Annotated in this window: 19 protein-coding genes and 1 riboswitch; of the genes, 8 read left to right on the top strand and 11 right to left on the bottom strand. The window is 55.9% G+C overall.

Annotated elements, in window-relative coordinates:
- Window positions 1-383, top strand: a 383-nt coding sequence (locus ACRCWW_RS02255) for an integrase core domain-containing protein (RefSeq protein ID WP_438680941.1), incomplete at its 5' end; no start/stop codon positions are given.
- 100 nt (window positions 384-483) lie between these two features.
- Here the strand turns inward: ACRCWW_RS02255 and ACRCWW_RS02250 are convergent.
- From ACRCWW_RS02250 to moaA, 6 genes are all read right to left on the bottom strand, one after another.
- The gene (locus ACRCWW_RS02250) at window positions 484-1,188 is read right to left on the bottom strand and encodes a Bax inhibitor-1/YccA family protein (protein WP_438680940.1); all 705 of its coding nucleotides are present in this window, start codon (window positions 1,186-1,188) and stop codon (window positions 484-486) included.
- Between the two features lie 76 nt (window positions 1,189-1,264).
- Window positions 1,265-1,717: a molybdopterin synthase catalytic subunit MoaE gene (gene moaE, locus ACRCWW_RS02245; RefSeq protein WP_438680939.1), complete on the bottom strand. Its 453-nt coding sequence runs from the start codon at window positions 1,715-1,717 to the stop codon at window positions 1,265-1,267.
- A gap of 2 nt (window positions 1,718-1,719) precedes the next feature.
- Entirely contained in the window at window positions 1,720-1,965 is a 246-nt protein-coding gene (moaD, locus tag ACRCWW_RS02240) for a molybdopterin synthase sulfur carrier subunit (RefSeq protein ID WP_438680938.1), read from the bottom strand.
- Window positions 1,962-2,441: a cyclic pyranopterin monophosphate synthase MoaC gene (gene moaC / locus ACRCWW_RS02235; RefSeq protein ID WP_438680937.1), complete on the bottom strand. Its 480-nt coding sequence runs from the start codon at window positions 2,439-2,441 to the stop codon at window positions 1,962-1,964. The genes moaD and moaC overlap by 4 nt, the downstream gene beginning before the upstream one ends.
- 3 nt (window positions 2,442-2,444) lie before the next feature.
- Window positions 2,445-2,957, bottom strand: coding sequence for a molybdenum cofactor biosynthesis protein B (gene moaB / locus ACRCWW_RS02230; RefSeq protein WP_438680936.1), 513 nt, complete (start codon window positions 2,955-2,957; stop codon window positions 2,445-2,447).
- A 32-nt stretch (window positions 2,958-2,989) separates the two neighbouring features.
- A complete protein-coding gene (moaA, locus tag ACRCWW_RS02225) occupies window positions 2,990-3,979 on the bottom strand; it encodes a GTP 3',8-cyclase MoaA (RefSeq protein ID WP_438680935.1) in 990 nt (329 codons plus the stop codon).
- Window positions 3,967-4,099: riboswitch (molybdenum cofactor riboswitch) on the bottom strand. (Overlaps the previous gene by 13 nt.)
- A 224-nt stretch (window positions 4,100-4,323) precedes the next feature.
- Between moaA and yvcK the strand changes: the two genes are divergently transcribed.
- The 4 genes from yvcK to pmrB all read left to right on the top strand — a co-directional run bounded on the left by yvcK (window position 4,324) and on the right by pmrB (window position 8,758).
- Window positions 4,324-5,232 carry a uridine diphosphate-N-acetylglucosamine-binding protein YvcK gene (gene yvcK, locus ACRCWW_RS02220; protein ID WP_438680934.1) on the top strand — a complete coding sequence of 303 codons (909 nt, stop codon included), beginning with the start codon at window positions 4,324-4,326 and terminating at the stop codon, window positions 5,230-5,232.
- A 136-nt stretch (window positions 5,233-5,368) separates the two neighbouring features.
- On the top strand, window positions 5,369-7,009 hold the full coding sequence (gene eptA / locus ACRCWW_RS02215) for a phosphoethanolamine transferase EptA (protein ID WP_438680933.1): 1,641 nt from the start codon (window positions 5,369-5,371) through the stop codon (window positions 7,007-7,009).
- Complete coding sequence (gene pmrA / locus ACRCWW_RS02210; RefSeq protein ID WP_438680932.1) at window positions 7,010-7,681, top strand: two-component system response regulator PmrA; 672 nt, start codon at window positions 7,010-7,012, stop codon at window positions 7,679-7,681.
- A complete protein-coding gene (pmrB, locus tag ACRCWW_RS02205; RefSeq protein ID WP_438680931.1) occupies window positions 7,682-8,758 on the top strand; it encodes a two-component system sensor histidine kinase PmrB in 1,077 nt (358 codons plus the stop codon). It abuts the gene before it with no gap.
- A gap of 189 nt (window positions 8,759-8,947) precedes the next feature.
- Here pmrB and uvrB read toward each other — a convergent pair whose 3' ends face one another.
- Entirely contained in the window at window positions 8,948-10,969 is a 2,022-nt protein-coding gene (gene uvrB / locus ACRCWW_RS02200) for an excinuclease ABC subunit UvrB (RefSeq protein ID WP_438680930.1), read from the bottom strand.
- 754 nt (window positions 10,970-11,723) lie between these two features.
- Here uvrB and ACRCWW_RS02195 point away from each other — a divergent pair.
- The gene (locus ACRCWW_RS02195) at window positions 11,724-12,449 is read left to right on the top strand and encodes an ABC transporter ATP-binding protein (protein ID WP_438680929.1); all 726 of its coding nucleotides are present in this window, start codon (window positions 11,724-11,726) and stop codon (window positions 12,447-12,449) included.
- Here ACRCWW_RS02195 and bioD read toward each other — a convergent pair.
- The 4 genes from bioD to bioB are packed head-to-tail and all read right to left on the bottom strand — an operon-like array spanning window position 12,424 to window position 16,039.
- Window positions 12,424-13,113, bottom strand: coding sequence for a dethiobiotin synthase (gene bioD / locus ACRCWW_RS02190; RefSeq protein WP_438680928.1), 690 nt, complete (start codon window positions 13,111-13,113; stop codon window positions 12,424-12,426). The two genes, ACRCWW_RS02195 and bioD, sit on opposite strands and share 26 nt — an antisense overlap.
- The gene (gene bioC / locus ACRCWW_RS02185) at window positions 13,106-13,861 is read right to left on the bottom strand and encodes a malonyl-ACP O-methyltransferase BioC (protein WP_438680927.1); all 756 of its coding nucleotides are present in this window, start codon (window positions 13,859-13,861) and stop codon (window positions 13,106-13,108) included. The genes bioD and bioC overlap by 8 nt, the downstream gene beginning before the upstream one ends.
- Window positions 13,845-15,002 (bottom strand): 8-amino-7-oxononanoate synthase, encoded by a 1,158-nt coding sequence (gene bioF / locus ACRCWW_RS02180; RefSeq protein WP_438680926.1) that lies wholly within the window; start codon window positions 15,000-15,002, stop codon window positions 13,845-13,847. Before bioF ends, bioC begins: the two co-directional genes overlap by 17 nt.
- Window positions 14,999-16,039, bottom strand: a complete 1,041-nt coding sequence (gene bioB, locus ACRCWW_RS02175; protein ID WP_438680925.1) for a biotin synthase BioB — start codon at window positions 16,037-16,039, stop codon at window positions 14,999-15,001. The genes bioF and bioB overlap by 4 nt, the downstream gene beginning before the upstream one ends.
- A gap of 87 nt (window positions 16,040-16,126) precedes the next feature.
- Between bioB and bioA the strand changes: the two genes are divergently transcribed.
- Window positions 16,127-17,416: an adenosylmethionine--8-amino-7-oxononanoate transaminase gene (gene bioA / locus ACRCWW_RS02170; RefSeq protein ID WP_438680924.1), complete on the top strand. Its 1,290-nt coding sequence runs from the start codon at window positions 16,127-16,129 to the stop codon at window positions 17,414-17,416.
- Window positions 17,417-17,454: 38 nt separating this feature from the next.
- On the top strand, window positions 17,455-17,931 hold the full coding sequence (locus ACRCWW_RS02165; protein ID WP_438680923.1) for a kinase inhibitor: 477 nt from the start codon (window positions 17,455-17,457) through the stop codon (window positions 17,929-17,931).
- Window positions 17,932-18,091: the final 160 nt, after the last annotated feature.

The following is an 18,091-nucleotide window of genomic DNA, read 5'->3' as shown; positions in this document are numbered from 1 at the left end:
TTCTGCAGGGGAAGTGGTTCGCGGACAGTGGCGAGCTGCAGCGTGCCTTCGACCACTGGCGCAACGTTTATAACCTTGAACGCCCACACGCTTCACTGGATATGGCAGTGCCTGCTTCGCGGTATCAGCCCTCTGCGCGGCAGTACAGTAGTCACGTTGGCCCTCCGGAATATGACGAGGGAGTGATGGTCAGGAAAGTGGATATAAGCGGAAAGCTGAGTGCAAAAGGCATCAGTCTGAACGCAGGCAAAGCATTCAGAGGGGAGCATGTCGGGCTGAAGGAGATGACGGAAGACGGTTGCTATGAAGTGTGGTGGTACAGCACGAAAGTGGGGGTTATCGACCTGAAGAAAAGGTCGATAACCATGGGTAAAGGATGTTAAATAGTGTTCACCATGTCCCCGAACACCTGTCTACCATGTCCCCGGACCGTACACCCCAAAGGGGCGAGGGAGAAAACCGAAGGTGAGGGTCTGGCGAAAATCAGCGGCGGTTGCCCATAATGCGCAGCAGCATCAGGAACAGGTTGATGAAATCGAGGTACAGCGTCAGCGCGCCGAGGATTGCGTATTTGCGCAGGTTGCTGCTGTCGCGAGTATCAATTTGCTCGCCGATTCTTTTCAGCTTCTGCGTGTCATAGGCTGTCAGGCCGACAAACACCACCACGCCGATATAGGTCACTGCCCACATCAGCGGCGTGCTCTTCAGCCAGATGTTCACCAGCGAAGCCAGCACAATACCAATCAGCGCCATAAACAGCATTTTGCCCATGCCGGTTAAATCGCGCTTCGTGGTGTAACCGTAGAGGCTCATCGCGCCGAACATCCCCGCCGTGACAATAAAGGTGCTGGCGATAGAGCTGTAGGTGTACGCGAGGAAGATACTGGAAAGCGTCAACCCGGTTAGCGCGGAATAGAGCATAAACAGCGTGGTAGCCACGCCAGCGCTCAGACGCTGTACCATGCCGGAAAGCACGAACACCAGCGCCAGTTGCGCAATGATCAGACCAAAGAAAGTGATTTTGCTTGAGAAGACAAACATCATCACCGCCGGGGTATTCGCGGCAAACCACGCCACAAACGCCGTCAGCAGTAAACCGCAGGTCATCCAGCCGTACACCTGCGCCATGTAGGTCTGCAGGCCAGAGCGTGCCTGCACGATTGAATCGGGACGCGAGTATCGGTCCATGATGAATACCTCTGAAAAAATGGGTGTTTACTAAGCGTACCACATGCCTCTGGAGTAGAGGTCCGAAAAACGTGTTTTACCAGCGCTTTGCGGCTTCCTGATCGCTGTCGCGGGACTCCACCCAGCGTTCACCTTCCGGCGTGGCTTCACGTTTCCAGAACGGGGCGCGCGTTTTCAGGTAATCCATGATGAATTCCCCGGCGGCAAAAGCGCTCCCGCGGTGCACGCTGGTCACGCCGACAAACACAATTTCCTCGCCCGGCCACATTTCGCCGATGCGATGGATCACCGAAACGCGGCCCAGTTTCCAGCGGCTACGCGCTTCATCGACGATTTCCGTCAGCGCCTTTTCCGTCATGCCGGGATAGTGTTCCAGCGTCAGCGCTTTCACGCTGTCGCCCAGATTGTGATTGCGTACTTTGCCGGTGAAGGTGACGACTGCGCCGTCTTCATCACGCTCCGCCAGCCAGCTGTATTCACTGCCGACGTTAAAGCGCTCAGTCGAGACACGGATCAGCGTTTCGCTCATCATCACCCTCCTGTCACCGGCGGGAAGAAGGCCACTTCATCGCCATCGGCAATCGGGTGCGAGCTTTCCACCAGCGTCTGATTCACCGCCGACAGCAGCTTGCCCTCTTCCAGCGCGAGCGCCCAGCGATCGCCTTTCGCCGCCAGTTGCTGACGCAATTGTTCTACCGTTTCGGCGTTGCTGTCGAGCTGCAGCGCATCGGTTCCTACCAGTTCACGCACCTGCGCGAAGAAAAGCACCTTAATCATGCATCCGCCTTAAAATCGCCAGACTTGCCGCCGCTTTTCGTCAGCAGACGAACCGGGCCAATCACCATGTCTTTTTGCACGGCTTTGCACATGTCGTAGATGGTCAGCGCTGCGACGGAAGCCGCTGTCAGGGCTTCCATTTCAACGCCTGTTTTGCCCGTCAGACGGCATAACGTTTCGATGCGCACCTGATTTTTCTCCGGCTGAGCTTCAAGGTTCACTTCCACTTTACTGAGCATCAGCGGATGGCAAAGCGGGATAAGATCCCAGGTGCGTTTGGCGGCCTGAATACCGGCAATGCGCGCGGTGGCGAAGACATCGCCTTTGTGGTGGCTGCCGTCGATGATCATCGCCAGCGTTTCAGGTTTCATGGTGACGAACGCTTCGGCGCGCGCTTCGCGCACCGTTTCTGCTTTGGCGGAAACGTCCACCATATGGGCTTCACCGGCGGCGTTAATATGCGTCAGTTGCGACATGGTTTATTTCTTCAAATGAGGATGGAAATTACACGGACGGGTGCGCGCATCAAGCTGTGGCGCAATGATGTTTTCCCACGCGGTTCGGCAGGCTTTGGTCGACCCCGGCATAGCGAAAATCAGCGTTTTGTTGGCAACACCTGCCACGGCGCGAGATTGCAGGGTCGAGGTGCCAATCTCTTCAAACGACAGCATGCGGAACACTTCGCCGAAGCCTTCGACTTCGCGGTCAAACAGCGGCAGCAGCGCTTCTGGCACCTGATCGCCTTCCGTCAACCCGGTGCCGCCGTTAATCAGCACAACCTGCACGTCGTCGCTGGCAATCCACGCTGAAACCTGGGCGCGAATCGCGTAGCGGTTCTCTTTGACGATAACTTTGTCGACGATATGGTGGCCCGCGTCATGCGCGGAATCACGCAGATAGTGGCCGGATGTGTCTTCGTCTTCGCCGCGACGGCTGGAGACGGTAAGAATAGCGATGCGGGTCGGGATAAATTCAGCACTCACCTGACTCATAACAAACCTCCTTATTCTTTTGATGGCTCGGCTCAGCCGCCAATATATGAAAGATTCTGAGTAATGCCGGTATCGCCCTGATGCAGGAAATGGGTCTGCTTTTTCTGCGCCAGAGCGGTTGAGATACGGGTTTCGAGATCGGGCTGCTGTGCGTCTTCGGCCAGCAGATCGCGAAGATCAACGCCGCCATCGCCGAACAGGCACAGATGCAGTTTTCCCGTGGAGGAGACGCGCAGCCGGTTGCAGCTGGCGCAGAAATCTTTCTCGTACGGCATGATGAGCCCGATTTCCCCTGCATAATCAGGGTGGCAGTAGACCTGCGCCGGGCCGTCGCTGCGTTGACGAATCTGGTGGATCCAGCCGCGTTTGAGCAGCTCGTCGCGCAAAACCATGCCGGAGATGTGATGTTTGTGGAACAGCTCGCTGCCCTCGCCGGTTTCCATCAGTTCGATGAAACGCAGCTGAATCGGGCGCGGTTTAATCCAGGCGAGGAAGGTATCGAGCTGGTGATGGTTTACATCGCGCATCAGCACGGTGTTCACCTTCACTTTTTCGAACCCGGCAGCAAAGGCCGCGTCAATGCCCTCCATCACCTGCCGGAACTTATCCTGCCCGGTGATGGCGTGAAACTGACGAGCATCGAGACTATCAACGCTGACATTCACATGCGTTAACCCGGCCTCGCGCCAGTTTTGAGCATCACGCGCAAGGCGATAACCGTTGGTGGTGACCGCAATCTGGCGAATCTCGTTATTTTCACGCACGGCAGCAATGATGTCGGTGAAATCACGGCGAAGCGAAGGTTCGCCACCCGTCAGGCGCACTTTTTCTGTGCCCATGGCGGAAAACGCACGGGTCACACGGCGGATTTCATCCACGGAGAGGAAACCGTTATTGCTGACGCCACCAGGCTTGTAGCCATCAGGCAGGCAATAGGTGCAACGGAAGTTGCACACATCGGTAATCGACAAACGCAAATAGTAGAACTTGCGCGCGAAAGCATCGGTGAGTTGTGGAGCCATGTACACCTTTCCAGATACGGGAGGCACAGTCATTTCTTTCTGTACCCTGGTGACTGTCGTCACGGCCAGAGCGCCATATCCTCAGACTTAGGCACAAAGGCTAGAGTGTAGCTTCCGACTTTCGAAAGCGGGTTAAGCCGATAGTAGCGTGGAAATGCCAGTTTCGCCATTCCGCGCAATCGCTATATAATCTTATACATAGCGACTTGATCGTGCAGTTTCGCTACAGAATACGCAAAAATCACGCTTTTGCATTGATATGTGTCATTTTGCCCTGAGCCTGGCATCGTCTTTTAGGGGTAGTTAGGCTAAGGTGACAGGGTTCGTTTTTCATAAGGAATTATATGCGCAATCGTACTTTTGCGGATCTCGACAGAGTTGTGGCGCTGGGCGGCGGGCACGGTCTGGGGCGAGTGATGTCTTCGCTCTCCTCTTTAGGTTCGCGCCTGACGGGCATTGTCACCACCACTGATAACGGCGGGTCAACTGGTCGTATTCGCCGCGCCGAAGGCGGGATCGCCTGGGGTGATATGCGCAACTGTCTGAATCAATTAATCACCGAACCCAGCGTGGCCTCCGCCATGTTTGAGTACCGTTTTGGCGGCAATGGCGAGCTTTCCGGGCATAACCTCGGGAATCTGATGTTAAAGGCACTCGATCACCTGAGCGTGCGGCCGCTGGAAGCGATCAACCTGATCAGAAACCTGTTGAAAGTCGAAGCTTCGCTGATCCCGATGTCCGAAATCCCGGTTGACCTGATGGCTATCGATGATGAAGGCCATGAAATCTACGGCGAAGTGAATATCGATCAGCTGAAGCTGCCACCAAAAGAGCTGATGCTGTCTCCGGCTGTGCCTGCCACCCGCGAAGCGGTGCACGCGATTGCAGAAGCCGATTTGATCCTGATTGGCCCGGGCAGTTTCTACACCAGCCTGATGCCAATTCTGCTGCTGGAAGATATGGCACAAGCGCTGCGACGCACGCCCGCACCGATGGTCTATATCGGCAATCTGGGCAAAGAGCTAAGCCCTGCCGCGGCCAGTTTGTCGCTGAAAGCAAAACTCGGGCTGATGGAGCATTACGTCGGCAAGCCGGTGATTGATGCCGTGGTCGTTGGGCCAAAAGCGGACGTGTCGGAGATGGAAGGACGGGTCGTGATTCAGACTCAACTCGAAGCCAGTGATATTCGCTATCGCCACGACAGACACCTGCTGCGCGATGCGCTGGAGCAGGCCATTCAGGCGCTGGGTTAAGGTCTTTCTTGCGTGCCGCTTAAACACGGGCACGCTTTCCTGATTGTTTAATCTTAAGCCAAACCTTAATTTCTTAAGGTTGTCTTAAAACTGGATTGTCATCATACCGTCATCTTTTTCTGCCGGATGCTTTGTGATGTCACGATTTTCCCTCCTTCGCCCTGCCCTTGGGCACGTTAGCTATCTGATTCTGTCTGCGCTGTATATGTCGCTGTTTTTGAATGTCGCATTCTATAAACAAGCGTTCGCGCTGCTGCCCGTCGATGGCCTGCACAACGCCCTGGTGTTCGCCACCATGCCGATAGTGCTGATTTGTGCCCTTAACATCATTCTGACGCTCTCCTCATTCCTGTGGCTTGACCGCCTGTTGGTCTGCCTGTTTATTCTGCTGGGTGCCTCGGCGCAGTACTTCATCATGAATTTTGGCGTGGTGATTGACCGCTCGATGATCACCAATATTCTGGACACCACACCCGCAGAAAGCTTTGCCCTGATGTCGACCAAAATGGTGCTGACCATTGCGCTTTCTGGCGTGCTGGCCGTGCTTATCGCGCTGTGGATTAAGGTGAAAAAACCGGCCCGCGCCTGGAAAAGCATCGCGCTGCGTCTGGTGAGCATTGCTGGTTCTGCACTGCTTATCGTGATTATCGCTCTGCTGTTTTATAAAGATTACGCGTCGCTGTTCCGTAATAACAAAGAGCTGGTGAAGTCACTCAACCCGTCTAACAGCATTGTGGCTATCAACTCCTGGTATTCACACAATCGTCTGGCGCATCTGCCGCTGGTGCACATTGGCGAAGATGCCACCCAGAAGCCAGAAATGAAAAATGGCCCGCGTCGTAACCTGACGATTCTGGTGCTGGGCGAAACATCCCGGGCAGAAAACTTCTCGCTGGGTGGCTACGAACGTGAAACTAACCCACGTCTGGCAAAAGACGATGTGGTGTATTTCCCGAAAACCACTTCTTGTGGCACCGCGACAGCGATTTCCGTGCCGTGTATGTTCTCCAACATGCCACGCGACCGCTACAACGCAGAGCTGGCGCAGCATCAGGAAGGCCTGCTGGACGTGATCCAGCGTGCCGGCATCAACGTGCTGTGGAATGAAAACGACGGCGGCTGTAAAGGCGCCTGTGACCGGGTTCCGCATCAGGATATGACCCGCCTGGATTTGCCGGGTCAGTGTATCGACGGCGAATGCTATGACGACGTGCTGTTCCACGGTCTGGAAGAGTACATCAACAACCTGAAAGGCGATGGCGTGATTGTCTTACATACCATCGGCAGCCACGGCCCAACCTATTACAACCGTTATCCAAAAGACCTGAGGACGTTCAGCCCAACCTGTGACAGCAATGAAATTCAGAACTGCACCCGTGAAGAGCTGGTGAATACCTACGACAACACCATCGTGAACGTGGATTACATCGTCGATAAAGCCATCAAATTGCTGGAGTCGAAGCAGAACACCTTTACCACCAGCCTGGTCTATCTCTCCGATCACGGTGAATCACTCGGTGAAAACGGCGTCTATCTGCACGGTCTGCCGTGGTCTATCGCCCCCGATACGCAGAAGCATGTGCCGATGCTCATCTGGCTGTCACCGGATTACCAGCAGCGTTACGGCGTGAATTATGAGTGTCTGAAAAATCACGCGAAAGCAAACGACTATTCCCAGGATAACTTATTCTCTACCCTGTTAGGTTTAGCGGGTGTGAGTACCAGGGAATACCAGGCGAACGACGATATTCTGGCGTCGTGCAGAGGAGCGAAATAAATGAAAGTGCTGGTCGTTGAAGACGATGCGTTATTACTGCAAGGATTGATCCTCGCGATGCAAAGCGAAGGGTATGTCTGCGATGGCGTGACCACCGCACATGAAGCTGCGTTGTGCCTGGCCAACGGCCATTACAGCCTGATCGTGTTAGATCTCGGGCTGCCTGATGAAGATGGCCTCAGTTTCCTTGCTCGCATTCGCCGTGAAAAAATCAGCCTGCCGGTGCTGATTCTTACCGCCCGTGATACCGTCAGCGACCGTATCACGGGGCTGGATACAGGTGCCGATGACTATCTGGTCAAACCGTTTGCTCTGGAAGAACTCAACGCCCGTGTACGCGCTCTGCTGCGTCGCCACAATAATCAGGGCGATAACGAGATGAGCATTGGCAATCTTCGCCTTAACGTGACTCGTCGTCTGGTTTCACTGGGCGACACATCGCTCGAGCTGACGCCAAAAGAGTACGCCCTGCTCTCTCGTCTGATGGCGAAAGCAGGCAGCCCTGTGCACCGTGAAATCCTCTACAACGATATTTACAGCTGGGATAACGAGCCTTCGACCAACACGTTAGAAGTGCATATCCACAACCTGCGAGACAAAATCGGCAAATCCCGCATCCGCACAGTGCGGGGCTTTGGCTATATGCTGGTGAAAGACGACGGAGAGGCGTAAATGAATCTGCCGTTCTTTAAGGCTGTGAAATGGACCATGCGTCGTCAGCTCCTGCTGACGATTGCCAGCATCCTGCTGGTTTGTCAGGTGATCAGCGTCCTGTGGCTGTGGCATGAAAGCCGCGAGCAGATCCAGCTCCTGGTGCAGAGCACGATTGAGGGCCACAACAACCATAAACACATTGAACATGAAGTGCGTGAAGCCGTTGCCAGCCTGCTTATCCCCAGCATGTTGATTATCGGGCTGGCGCTGTGGATTTGCCTGCAGGCGGTGAAACGCATCACTCGTCCTCTGCTGGATCTTCAGCAAGAACTGAACTCCCGCACCCCGGATAACCTGAAGCCGATTGAACTGCCGCATTCCGTCAGCGAAGTCGACGCGGTGACCGCAGCGATTAATCAGCTGGTAGGACGCCTGAATCAGACGCTGGATCGCGAAAGACTGTTTACCGCCGACGTCGCGCACGAGCTTCGTACTCCGCTTGCCGGGCTGCGACTGCATCTTGAGCTGATGGCCAGGATGCACACCGCGAATGTCGATCCGCTGTTGCAACGCCTGGATCAGATGACCGAAAGCATCTCTCAGCTGTTGCAACTGGCCCGCGTCGGCCAGTCATTCTCTGCGGGCAGCTACCAGCAGGTGCCGCTCAAAGAAGAGGTGATCCTGCCGATTCAGGGCGAACTGGAAACCATGCTCGAACAACGCGGGCAAACCCTGAAGCTTCCAGAAGGCGAACCCGAAGTTACCGTTTCTGGCGATGCCACGTTACTGCGAGTGCTGTTACGTAATCTGGTCGAAAACGCCCATCGCTACAGCCCTGAAAACTCCACCATCACCGTGACGGTCGATAAAGGGATGATGGCGGTCGAAGACGAAGGCCCGGGCATAGACGAAGCAAAAAGTGGCGAATTGAGCAAAGCGTTTGTAAGGATGGACAGCCGATACGGCGGGATCGGGCTTGGGCTCAGCATTGTTACCCGCATCGCACAGTTGCACGATGCGCAGTTCTTTCTGCATAACCGTAAGTCGGTGCCGGGCGTGAAAGCGTGGGTCAAATTTCCACGCCGTGAGCGTTAATCAGTAAGTCAAAATCCACTGATGGAAAAAGCCGATAACGATAAGAGAGGAAACCAGAACGGTGAGTGTGGTTAAGAAATTCTGCTTTTGCATGGCGCTACCCTCATTAAAGTGAAAGTAGTATCGCCTGGTTACATTAACGGAACATTAAGACCCCGGCCACCGGGTGTGACCGGGGTCTGATTCTTTCTACGAAGCGGCAATAAACAGGTCTCGCAGCTGGTGTAAACGGTCTCGCACCTCTGCCGCCTCTTCGAATTCGAGATTCTGCGCATGCTTCATCATCTGCGTTTCCAGCTCGCTGATTTTCTGCTGTAGCGCTTTTGGTGTCAGCGCCAGTTCAGCCGCTTCAACGTCGGCAGCTGAACGCCCTTTGCCCCGGCCTTTACCTTTCGCCTTCACGATATTCTCGCCAAACGACAGAATATCGACCACTTTCTTGTTCAGGCCCTGCGGCACAATGCCATTTTCTTCGTTGTAACGTTCCTGCTTCTCGCGGCGGCGTTCGGTTTCGCCCATCGCCTTCGCCATTGACGGCGTGATTTTATCTGCATAGAGGATCGCCTTGCCGTTAACGTTACGCGCCGCGCGGCCGATGGTCTGAATCAGCGAACGTTCAGAACGCAGGAAGCCCTCTTTATCCGCATCCAGAATCGCCACCAGCGAGACTTCCGGCATGTCGAGGCCTTCCCTCAGCAAGTTGATGCCGACCAGCACGTCGAACTCACCCAGGCGTAAATCACGGATGATTTCCATACGTTCTACGGTATCGATATCTGAGTGCAGATACCGCACGCGTTCGCCGTGTTCTTCCAGATACTCGGTTAAATCCTCGGCCATGCGTTTGGTCAGCGTGGTGACCAGCACACGTTCATTGATAGCCACACGCAGGCGAATTTCAGACAGCAGGTCATCAACCTGGGTACCCACTGGACGCACTTCGATAACCGGATCGAGCAGACCGGTTGGACGCACAACCTGATCGACGACATCGCCACCTGATTTCTCAAGCTCGTAGTTGCCCGGCGTGGCCGACACATAAATGGTCTGCGGGGCCAGGCCTTCAAACTCTTCAAACTTCAGCGGACGGTTATCCAGCGCCGACGGCAGACGGAAGCCATATTCCACCAGCGTCTCTTTACGCGCCCTGTCTCCGCGATACATCCCGCCGATTTGCGGCACGGTCACGTGGGATTCATCAATCACCAGCAGGCCGTCTGCCGGAAGGTAGTCAAACAGCGTCGGCGGCGGCTCACCCGGCCCGCGCCCGGAGAGAAAGCGTGAGTAGTTCTCAATGCCCGAGCAATAGCCCAACTCGTTCATCATTTCGAGGTCAAACTGCGTGCGCTGCGACAGGCGCTGTTCTTCCAGCAGCTTGTTGTTCTCAAGCAATACTTTGCGGCGGTCGACCAGCTCTTCTTTGATCTCTTCCATCGCCTGCAAAATACGTTCACGCGGGGTGACGTAGTGCGTTTTCGGGTACACCGTAAAACGCTGGATGGTCGATTCCAGATGCCCTGTCAGCGGATCGAACAGCGACAGACGCTCAACTTCTTCATCAAACAGCTCCACGCGTAACGCGATGTCATCGGATTCGGCCGGGAAAATATCTATCACTTCACCGCGCACGCGGAAGGTCCCGCGCTGGAAGGCCTGATCGTTACGGGTATATTGCAGCTCCGCCAGGCGGCGCAAAATGGAGCGCTGATCGATGATCATGCCGACCGTCAGGTGCAGCATCATTTTCAGGTACAGGTCGGGGTCACCCAGACCATAAATGGCCGACACCGAAGCCACCACGATAACGTCGCGGCGCTCAAGCATCGCTTTGGTGGCGGATAAACGCATCTGCTCGATGTGCTCGTTCACCGAAGCGTCTTTCTCGATAAAGGTATCGGAGCTTGGGACGTACGCTTCAGGCTGGTAGTAATCGTAGTAGGAGACGAAAAATTCCACCGCGTTCTCGGGGAAGAACTCTTTCATCTCGCCATAAAGCTGCGCCGCCAGCGTTTTGTTGGGGGCGAGGATCATGGTGGGACGCTGAAGATCCGCAATCACGTTAGCGATGGTAAACGTTTTCCCTGACCCGGTTACGCCCAGCAACGTTTGATGCGCCAGGCCATCTTCCAGCCCTTCTTTAAGGCGACGAATGGCTTCAGGCTGATCCCCGGAGGGACGAAAAGCAGAATGCAGTTTTAACGGTTTACTCATGGGCAACAACCTGATGAAGGGGAAACGGGCAGACGCTTAATTCTACTCTCCGCACCAAAATTTGCCAGTTAAAAATACTGGATAAAAAAACAGTAACACATTATCGTATCTGTGTTACCGCTTCCACAATCAAGCAACTGTGGCGGAAATTTACCCTGTGACGAGATAAAACACCTGCCCGGGTGGGTTATCCCCAGAACTTTTCCGTTTTTAACATTTGTCAATACAGGTGATGCCTCTTTTGTGGCGGCGGGTGACACTTTTCTTACAGGCATTGATTTTATACAACCACTTGATTAAAAAAGGAAATATCCAAAAGCCGCGTTTCGCATCAATTCGGCGGGAAGCCGCGTATTCTCTCGCTCACCGTTAGTTTTCTAACTCTAATACACAAGGTTATCCACAGGAATAGTGGATAAGTGTCTGTAGCCCAACTCCCCTGCCACTCGCGCAAAACGTCTCAGGTCAGACAAGAGCTCAGGGAAAAAATATTTATCGTTCTTTTTTGCGTTTAATCAGCAAAGCATCTGCCATTTTGCACTGAGAGATCGCTCACAAATCCAGCATTTCCACTGCACCACTACGCTTCATCACAGGCACTGGCAAAGTGCACCCGTTGCGCCTTAAGCCCTGACGTTGTGCGTTTTTTTGCGGCTTTGTCTGAAAAACAATCACCGGGTGGGACGCTTCAGCGTTCTGGCAAGGGAATTGCACCATCCATTCGCCACCAATGGCACACCACGAGGAGAGGCCCATGTTGAGTTTACGTGCAGTGAATCACTATTACGGCAGTCAGCACACGCTCTGGAACGTTGACCTCGAACTCGAACCCGGGCGCTGCACCTGCCTGATGGGACTGCCAGGGATGGGAAAAACCACCCTCATCAACTGCATTGCGGGCTATCAGGACGTCGAAAGCGGCAGCATCTTCTGGCATGAGGCCAGCGGCCCACCTTGTGATTTACTGACTTTGTCCCCCCCGCTAAGAGCCGCAATGGGCATTGGCTACGTTCCACAGGACAAACGCATCTTTTCGCAAATGACCGTCGAGGAAAATCTGCGTATTGCGCAGAGAGCGGGCAGTGATGACGGCTTTACGCCCCAGGGGCGTGATATCTATGAGCTCATGCCGGAGCTCTACCCGTTACGGCAGGTGAAAGGGTCAGCGCTGAGTGAAGACACGCAATATCAATTAGCGCTGGCTGGCGCCCTGGTCACTCAGCCCAAACTGCTGATCCTTGACGAACCGACGCGAGGCATGGGGCAAGGGTTTATGCATAAACTCGGGGATTTTATTGTGCGCCTGAATCGCGAACTCGGCCTGACGGTGCTGCTCGCCGAGCAACACCTGTCGTTTATTAGCCGGGTTGCCGACAGGTTTTGCCTGCTGCACCGTGGACGTAACGTGGCGCAAGGCAACGTTCAGCAGCTGGATACCCGGCTACTGGAACAGTTTATGACCCAGGATGAAGCGCTGTAAGCTTGAGATACTGCCCTGGCTCTGCGGCCTCCGGGCCGTGTTCCAGCCAGGGAATTTCCCCCAGACACGGCGCTGGCAGCATTCGCGTTAACGTCGCCAGATATTCCTGATGCCGTTTGCCGGGGGGAACAACGTCATTGGCAATCCAGCCCGCCAGGGTCAGTCCCGCCTGCTGAACGGCCTGCGCCGTGAGCACCGCGTGATTGATGCAGCCGAGCTTCACCCCGACGACCAGAATCACCGGCAGCTGTTCAGCCTTAACCCAAACAGCAAAAGTTGTGGACGAGGAAAGCGGCGTGAACCAGCCTCCGGCCCCTTCCACCAGCACCCAGTTCGCTTTGGCTTCGAGCGCTCGTAACCCCTGAGACATCACCTGCATGTCGATCGGGCGCTGTTCATCTTCGCTCACAATGTGCGGCGAAGTGGGCTCTTCAAACGTATAAGGATTAACCTCCTCGTAGCGCAGGGTGACGCCGCTATTGTGCTGCAACGCCAGCGCATCGCTGTTGCGCAGCCCTTGTGCTGTCATTTCGCTCCCCGAAGCAACGGGCTTATAGCCCGCTGTCTGGTAGCCAAGGCGTGCTGCCGCCTGCAATAAGGCGCAGCTGGCAACCGTCTTGCCCACTTCGGTATCGGTGCCGGTGACAAAGAAACGTTCAGTCACGGTAAATCACTCCTGTAAAAATGTGGTAGCTCAGCACGCAGCGCCCCTGCTGTTTCGGCCAGGCTAGCTGAAGTTGTTGCAGACGGCTACGCGTCAGGGTTTGCGCCGCTCTGCCCGCATGAAGATGCGTCGCGCCGATGCCTTTCAGGGAGCGCATTGCGCTCAACGCATCCTCAAACGTGAGGCTGAACGTCTGAGTCTGATGTTCGAAACGGTACGGTTTTAAAGCCGCAAGAATGTGCTCCAGCGATAAAAAACGGTTAGCGTGCGGCTGGCTGTCGACGCTCTGCCAGGCCTTATTCAGCTCAGGCAAAGAGTCCGCCAGCAGCGTGCTGAACGCTACCACGCCATCGGGACGTGCCGTTCGAGTGAGTTCTTGCAGCGCCACGCTCAGCGATTCGCACCACTGCACCGCCAGGTTGCTCCAGACCAAATCGTACTGAGCGTCGGCTAACGGCATTGATTCGATATCAGCCTGAACGTAATGACGAGCGGCGTTCTGTCGCAGCGCTTCCGCCAGCATCTGCGGCGAGAGATCCAGCGCGGTGACTTCGCTTCCCGCTTCCGTCCACAGGCGGCTGACGCTTCCCGGCCCACAGCCAGCATCCAGTACACGCTTAAAGGGCTGTGAGGGGAGCTGGGCCATCAACGCCGCCGCGCACTGGCGCTGCAGCGCATCATGCTGCTGATACTGACCGGCAGCACGACCAAAGGCGGCGGCCACGGCGGATTTATTGACGGGTGGCATTCAGCACCTCCAAAAGCCTGTCGATATCCTGCGGTTGATGCGCCGCCGTCAACGTCACCCGCAACCGCGCGGTGCCTGCGGGCACGGTTGGCGGGCGAATGGCTGTCAGCCAGAGAGCCTGCTCGCGCAGGTGCTGCGCTAACCGCAGAGCTCGTTCGTTTGCGCCGACAATCAGCGGCTGAATGGCGCTTTGTGAGGCTGTCAGCGTCATCCCCAGTTGCTCTGCCCCTTGGCGAAAACGGGCGATATGGCTGCGCAGCGTTTCTCGCCGGGCGTCGCCCTCCTCACTTCGAATCACTGCCAGAGCCTGGCTGAGCGCCACTGCCTGCGCGGGAGGCATGCTGGTGCTGTAAATCAAATGGCGAGCAAATTGCAGCAAATAATCGGCGGTGGCCTCGCTGCACAACACTGCCGCGCCGCTCAGGCCAAAAGCTTTGCCAAAGGTGACCACCAGAAGATCGGGCTTAACCTGCTGCTGTGAACAGCTTCCACGCCCCTCTTCGCCGCACACGCCGATGCCATGAGCATCATCCACCATCAGCCAGCCACCAGCCGCACTCGTGGCTGCAGCAATCTCTTCCAGCGGCGCACTGTCTCCATCCATGCTGAAAATGCCTTCCGTTACCGTGAGCTGAAGGCCTGAAGTCGGTTTCGCCAGCAGGTGAGCAAGCTGCTCACTGTCGTTGTGCACAAAGCGTCGAAGCTGAGCCGGACTGAGCGAAGCCGCTTCCAGCAACGAGGCATGACTCAGCCTGTCGGCCACAATCCTGTCGTCTTTGCCCATCAGCGCGGCAATCAGCGCCTGATTGGCGGCAAATCCAGAGATGAACAGCAGTGCGCGAGGATAACCCAGCCACTCCGCCAGCTGCTGTTCAAGCTGCTGATGGGCGTCGCTGTAGCCCGTCACATGCCCGGAGCCCCCGCTGCCTGTGCCGTAAAGCGCAGCGCCTTGCTGCCAGGCGGCGACTATCTGCGGATGGTGACTCAGCCCCAGATAGTCGTTACTGGAAAAATTCAGCCAGCGCTCTTCACCCTGCTGCAGCCAGCGGCCTGCGCCTTGCGTGACGGGTTGACGCTGGCGAAAGGTTTGCGCCGAGCGTCGTGCTGCCAGCGCCGTGTCTATGCGTTGCTGCCAGCTCATACCGTCGCCGCGTTGTAGTAGTCGTCGGTGTCCGGCGTTAACAGCGCCTGCTCCAGCTTCTGCTGCTGTTCGATATCACCGGAAAGCACTTCTGTCTGCTGCGGGTTGATCCCCAGCTTGCGGAACAACAGCAGGTCTTTATCCTCTTCCGGGTTCGGCGTGGTCAGCAGCTTGCAGCCGTAGAAAATCGAGTTTGCGCCTGCCATAAAGCACATCGCCTGCGTCTGCTCATTCATCTTCTCGCGACCTGCGGAGAGGCGCACATGCGAAGCTGGCATCATGATGCGCGCCACCGCGATGGTGCGGATAAACTCAAACGCATCCACGTCTTCGTTGTTCTCCATCGGCGTGCCTTTGACCTTCACCAGCATGTTGATGGGCACACTTTCTGGCGGCGTGGGCAGGTTTGCCAGTTGCAGCAATAAACCGGCACGATCGGTCACCGTTTCGCCCAATCCTACGATGCCGCCGGAACAGACTTTGATCCCCGCATCACGCACTTTGCCGAGCGTATCCAGACGCTCCTGATAGGTGCGAGTGGTGATGATGTTGCCGTAAAACTCCGGCGAGGTGTCGAGGTTATGGTTGTAATAATCAAGCCCGGCTGCGCCCAGACGCTGCGCCTGTGAATCTGACAACGTGCCCAGCGTCATACAGGCTTCGAGGCCCATTTCTTTCACGCCTTTGACCATCTCTTCGAGATACGGCATGTCGCGTTCATGCGGGTTTTTCCACGCCGCGCCCATGCAAAAACGGGTCGACCCGGCGTTTTTCGCTTTACGCGCAGAGTCGAGCACCTGCTCAACTTCCATCAGACGTTCGGCTTCAAGCCCGGTTTTGTAGCGAGCACTCTGCGGGCAATATTTGCAGTCTTCCGGGCAGGCACCCGTCTTAATCGACAGCAGCGTGCTGACCTGCACCTGGCGAGGGTCGAAGTGTTGACGATGTACCTGCTGCGCTTCAAACAGCAGTTCCAGCAAGGGTTTATTAAACAGTTCAGTGACCTGCGACAGTGTCCAGCGTGGGTGGTGAGCCATTGGCCTCTCCAAAAGGGGTTCAGTTGTTTCTCGGTTCGGTGTAGGATCGTAAACCTAAAACTTTTCAAAATGGTTTACAAGTCGATTATGACCCAGGACGATCTCTCTTTCGATCAGCGCCATATCTGGCACCCCTATACGTCAATGACCTCCCCGCTCCCGGTTTACCCCGTGGTGGCTGCGCAGGGCTGCGAGTTGCAGCTCGCCTCCGGTGAGCAGCTTGTAGATGGCATGTCGTCATGGTGGGCGGCTATTCACGGTTACAATCATCCACGTCTTAATGCCGCCATGACGCAGCAGATTGATCAGATGTCGCATGTGATGTTTGGCGGGATAACCCACCCTGCTGCCATTGCGCTGTGTCGTAAACTGGTGGCGATGACGCCGGAGTCGCTTGAATGCGTGTTCCTGGCCGATTCAGGCTCGGTGGCGGTGGAAGTGGCGATGAAAATGGCCCTGCAATACTGGCAGGCGAAAGGCGAATCACGCAGCCGCTTCCTGACGTTCCGCAACGGTTATCACGGCGATACGTTCGGCGCGATGTCGGTCTGCGATCCGGACAATTCGATGCACAGCCTGTGGAAAGGCTACCTGCCGGAAAACCTGTTCGCACCAGCCCCGCAAAGCCGTTTTGACGGCGAGTGGGATGAACGCGATATGGTGGCCTTTGCCCGGCTGATGGCTGCACATCGCAGCGAGATTGCCGCAGTGATCATCGAACCCATCGTCCAGGGCGCGGGCGGGATGCGCATGTATCACCCGGAATGGCTGCGTCGCCTGCGCAAGATGTGCGACCGCGAAGGGATCCTGCTGATTGCCGATGAAATCGCCACCGGGTTTGGCCGGACGGGCAAACTCTTTGCCTGCGAACATGCCGGCATTGCGCCAGATATTCTCTGTCTGGGCAAAGCCCTGACCGGCGGCATGATGACGCTTTCCGCCGCTCTGACTACCCGCGAAGTGGCAGAAACCATCAGCAACGGGGAGGCCGGGTGCTTTATGCACGGCCCGACGTTCATGGGCAACCCGCTGGCCTGCGCTGTAGCAGCAGAAAGTCTCGCGCTGCTGCAAGAAGGCCACTGGCAGCAGCAAGTCGCCAAGATTGAGGCACAGCTTAAACGTGAGCTTTCAGAAGCCATCGACTCACCTTTGGTAGCCGATGTACGCATTCTCGGCGCTATCGGCGTGGTGGAAACCAAAGAGCCCGTCAACATGGCGCGACTGCAAAAATTCTTTGTCGAACAAGGGGTCTGGGTGCGTCCTTTCGGCAAACTGATTTACCTGATGCCACCGTTTATCATTACGTCAGAACAGTTAACTCAGCTGACGAGAGCGGTAAAAGCCGCGCTAAGCGACAACACGCTTTTCAGCCGCTGAGCTACACTGAGTCGTTAATTCAGAGGCGAGGAAAAGTGATGAAACTTGTCAGTCATGATTTTAAAGACGGCGATAAGCTCCCACACCGTCAGGTGTTCAACGGCATGGGCTACGACGGAGACAACCTGTCGCCACACCTGGCGTGGGACGAGGTACCCTCCGGCACCAAAAGCTTTGTCGTGACCTGTTATGACCCGGACGCGCCAACCGGTTCCGGCTGGTGGCACTGGGTTGTGGTGAACCTGCCAGCAGACACGCGAGTGTTGCCGCAAGGCGCAGGTTCAGGCATCGCCGACCTGCCAGATGGCGCGATCCAGACGCGTACCGATTTTGGTCAAGCAGGCTACGGCGGCGCTGCGCCACCGAAAGGCGAAACGCACCGCTATATCTTCACGGTGCATGCGCTGGACGTGGCAAAAATTGAAGTAGACGAAGGGGCAAGCGGTGCCATGGTGGGCTTTAACGTTCATTTCCACAGCCTGGCGAGTGCGTCTGTGACGGCGATGTTTAGCTGAAGAGCGTGTCGGGTGGCGCTGCGCTTACCCGACCTTGTATTATCCCCCACGTGCAGAAAGAGCCGGCCAGTTCTTTCTGCCTGCAGTCCGGACGCCGTACCTGACCTTAGATTCTCAAATCTGTGGCGTAGATAATTCGCGCCGGACTGCACTTCTCCAC

The organism is Scandinavium sp., from assembly GCF_051650185.1.
In the GTDB taxonomy this organism is placed as follows: Bacteria; Pseudomonadota; Gammaproteobacteria; order Enterobacterales; family Enterobacteriaceae; genus Scandinavium.
This window is presented reverse-complemented; position numbering and strand designations above follow the sequence as displayed.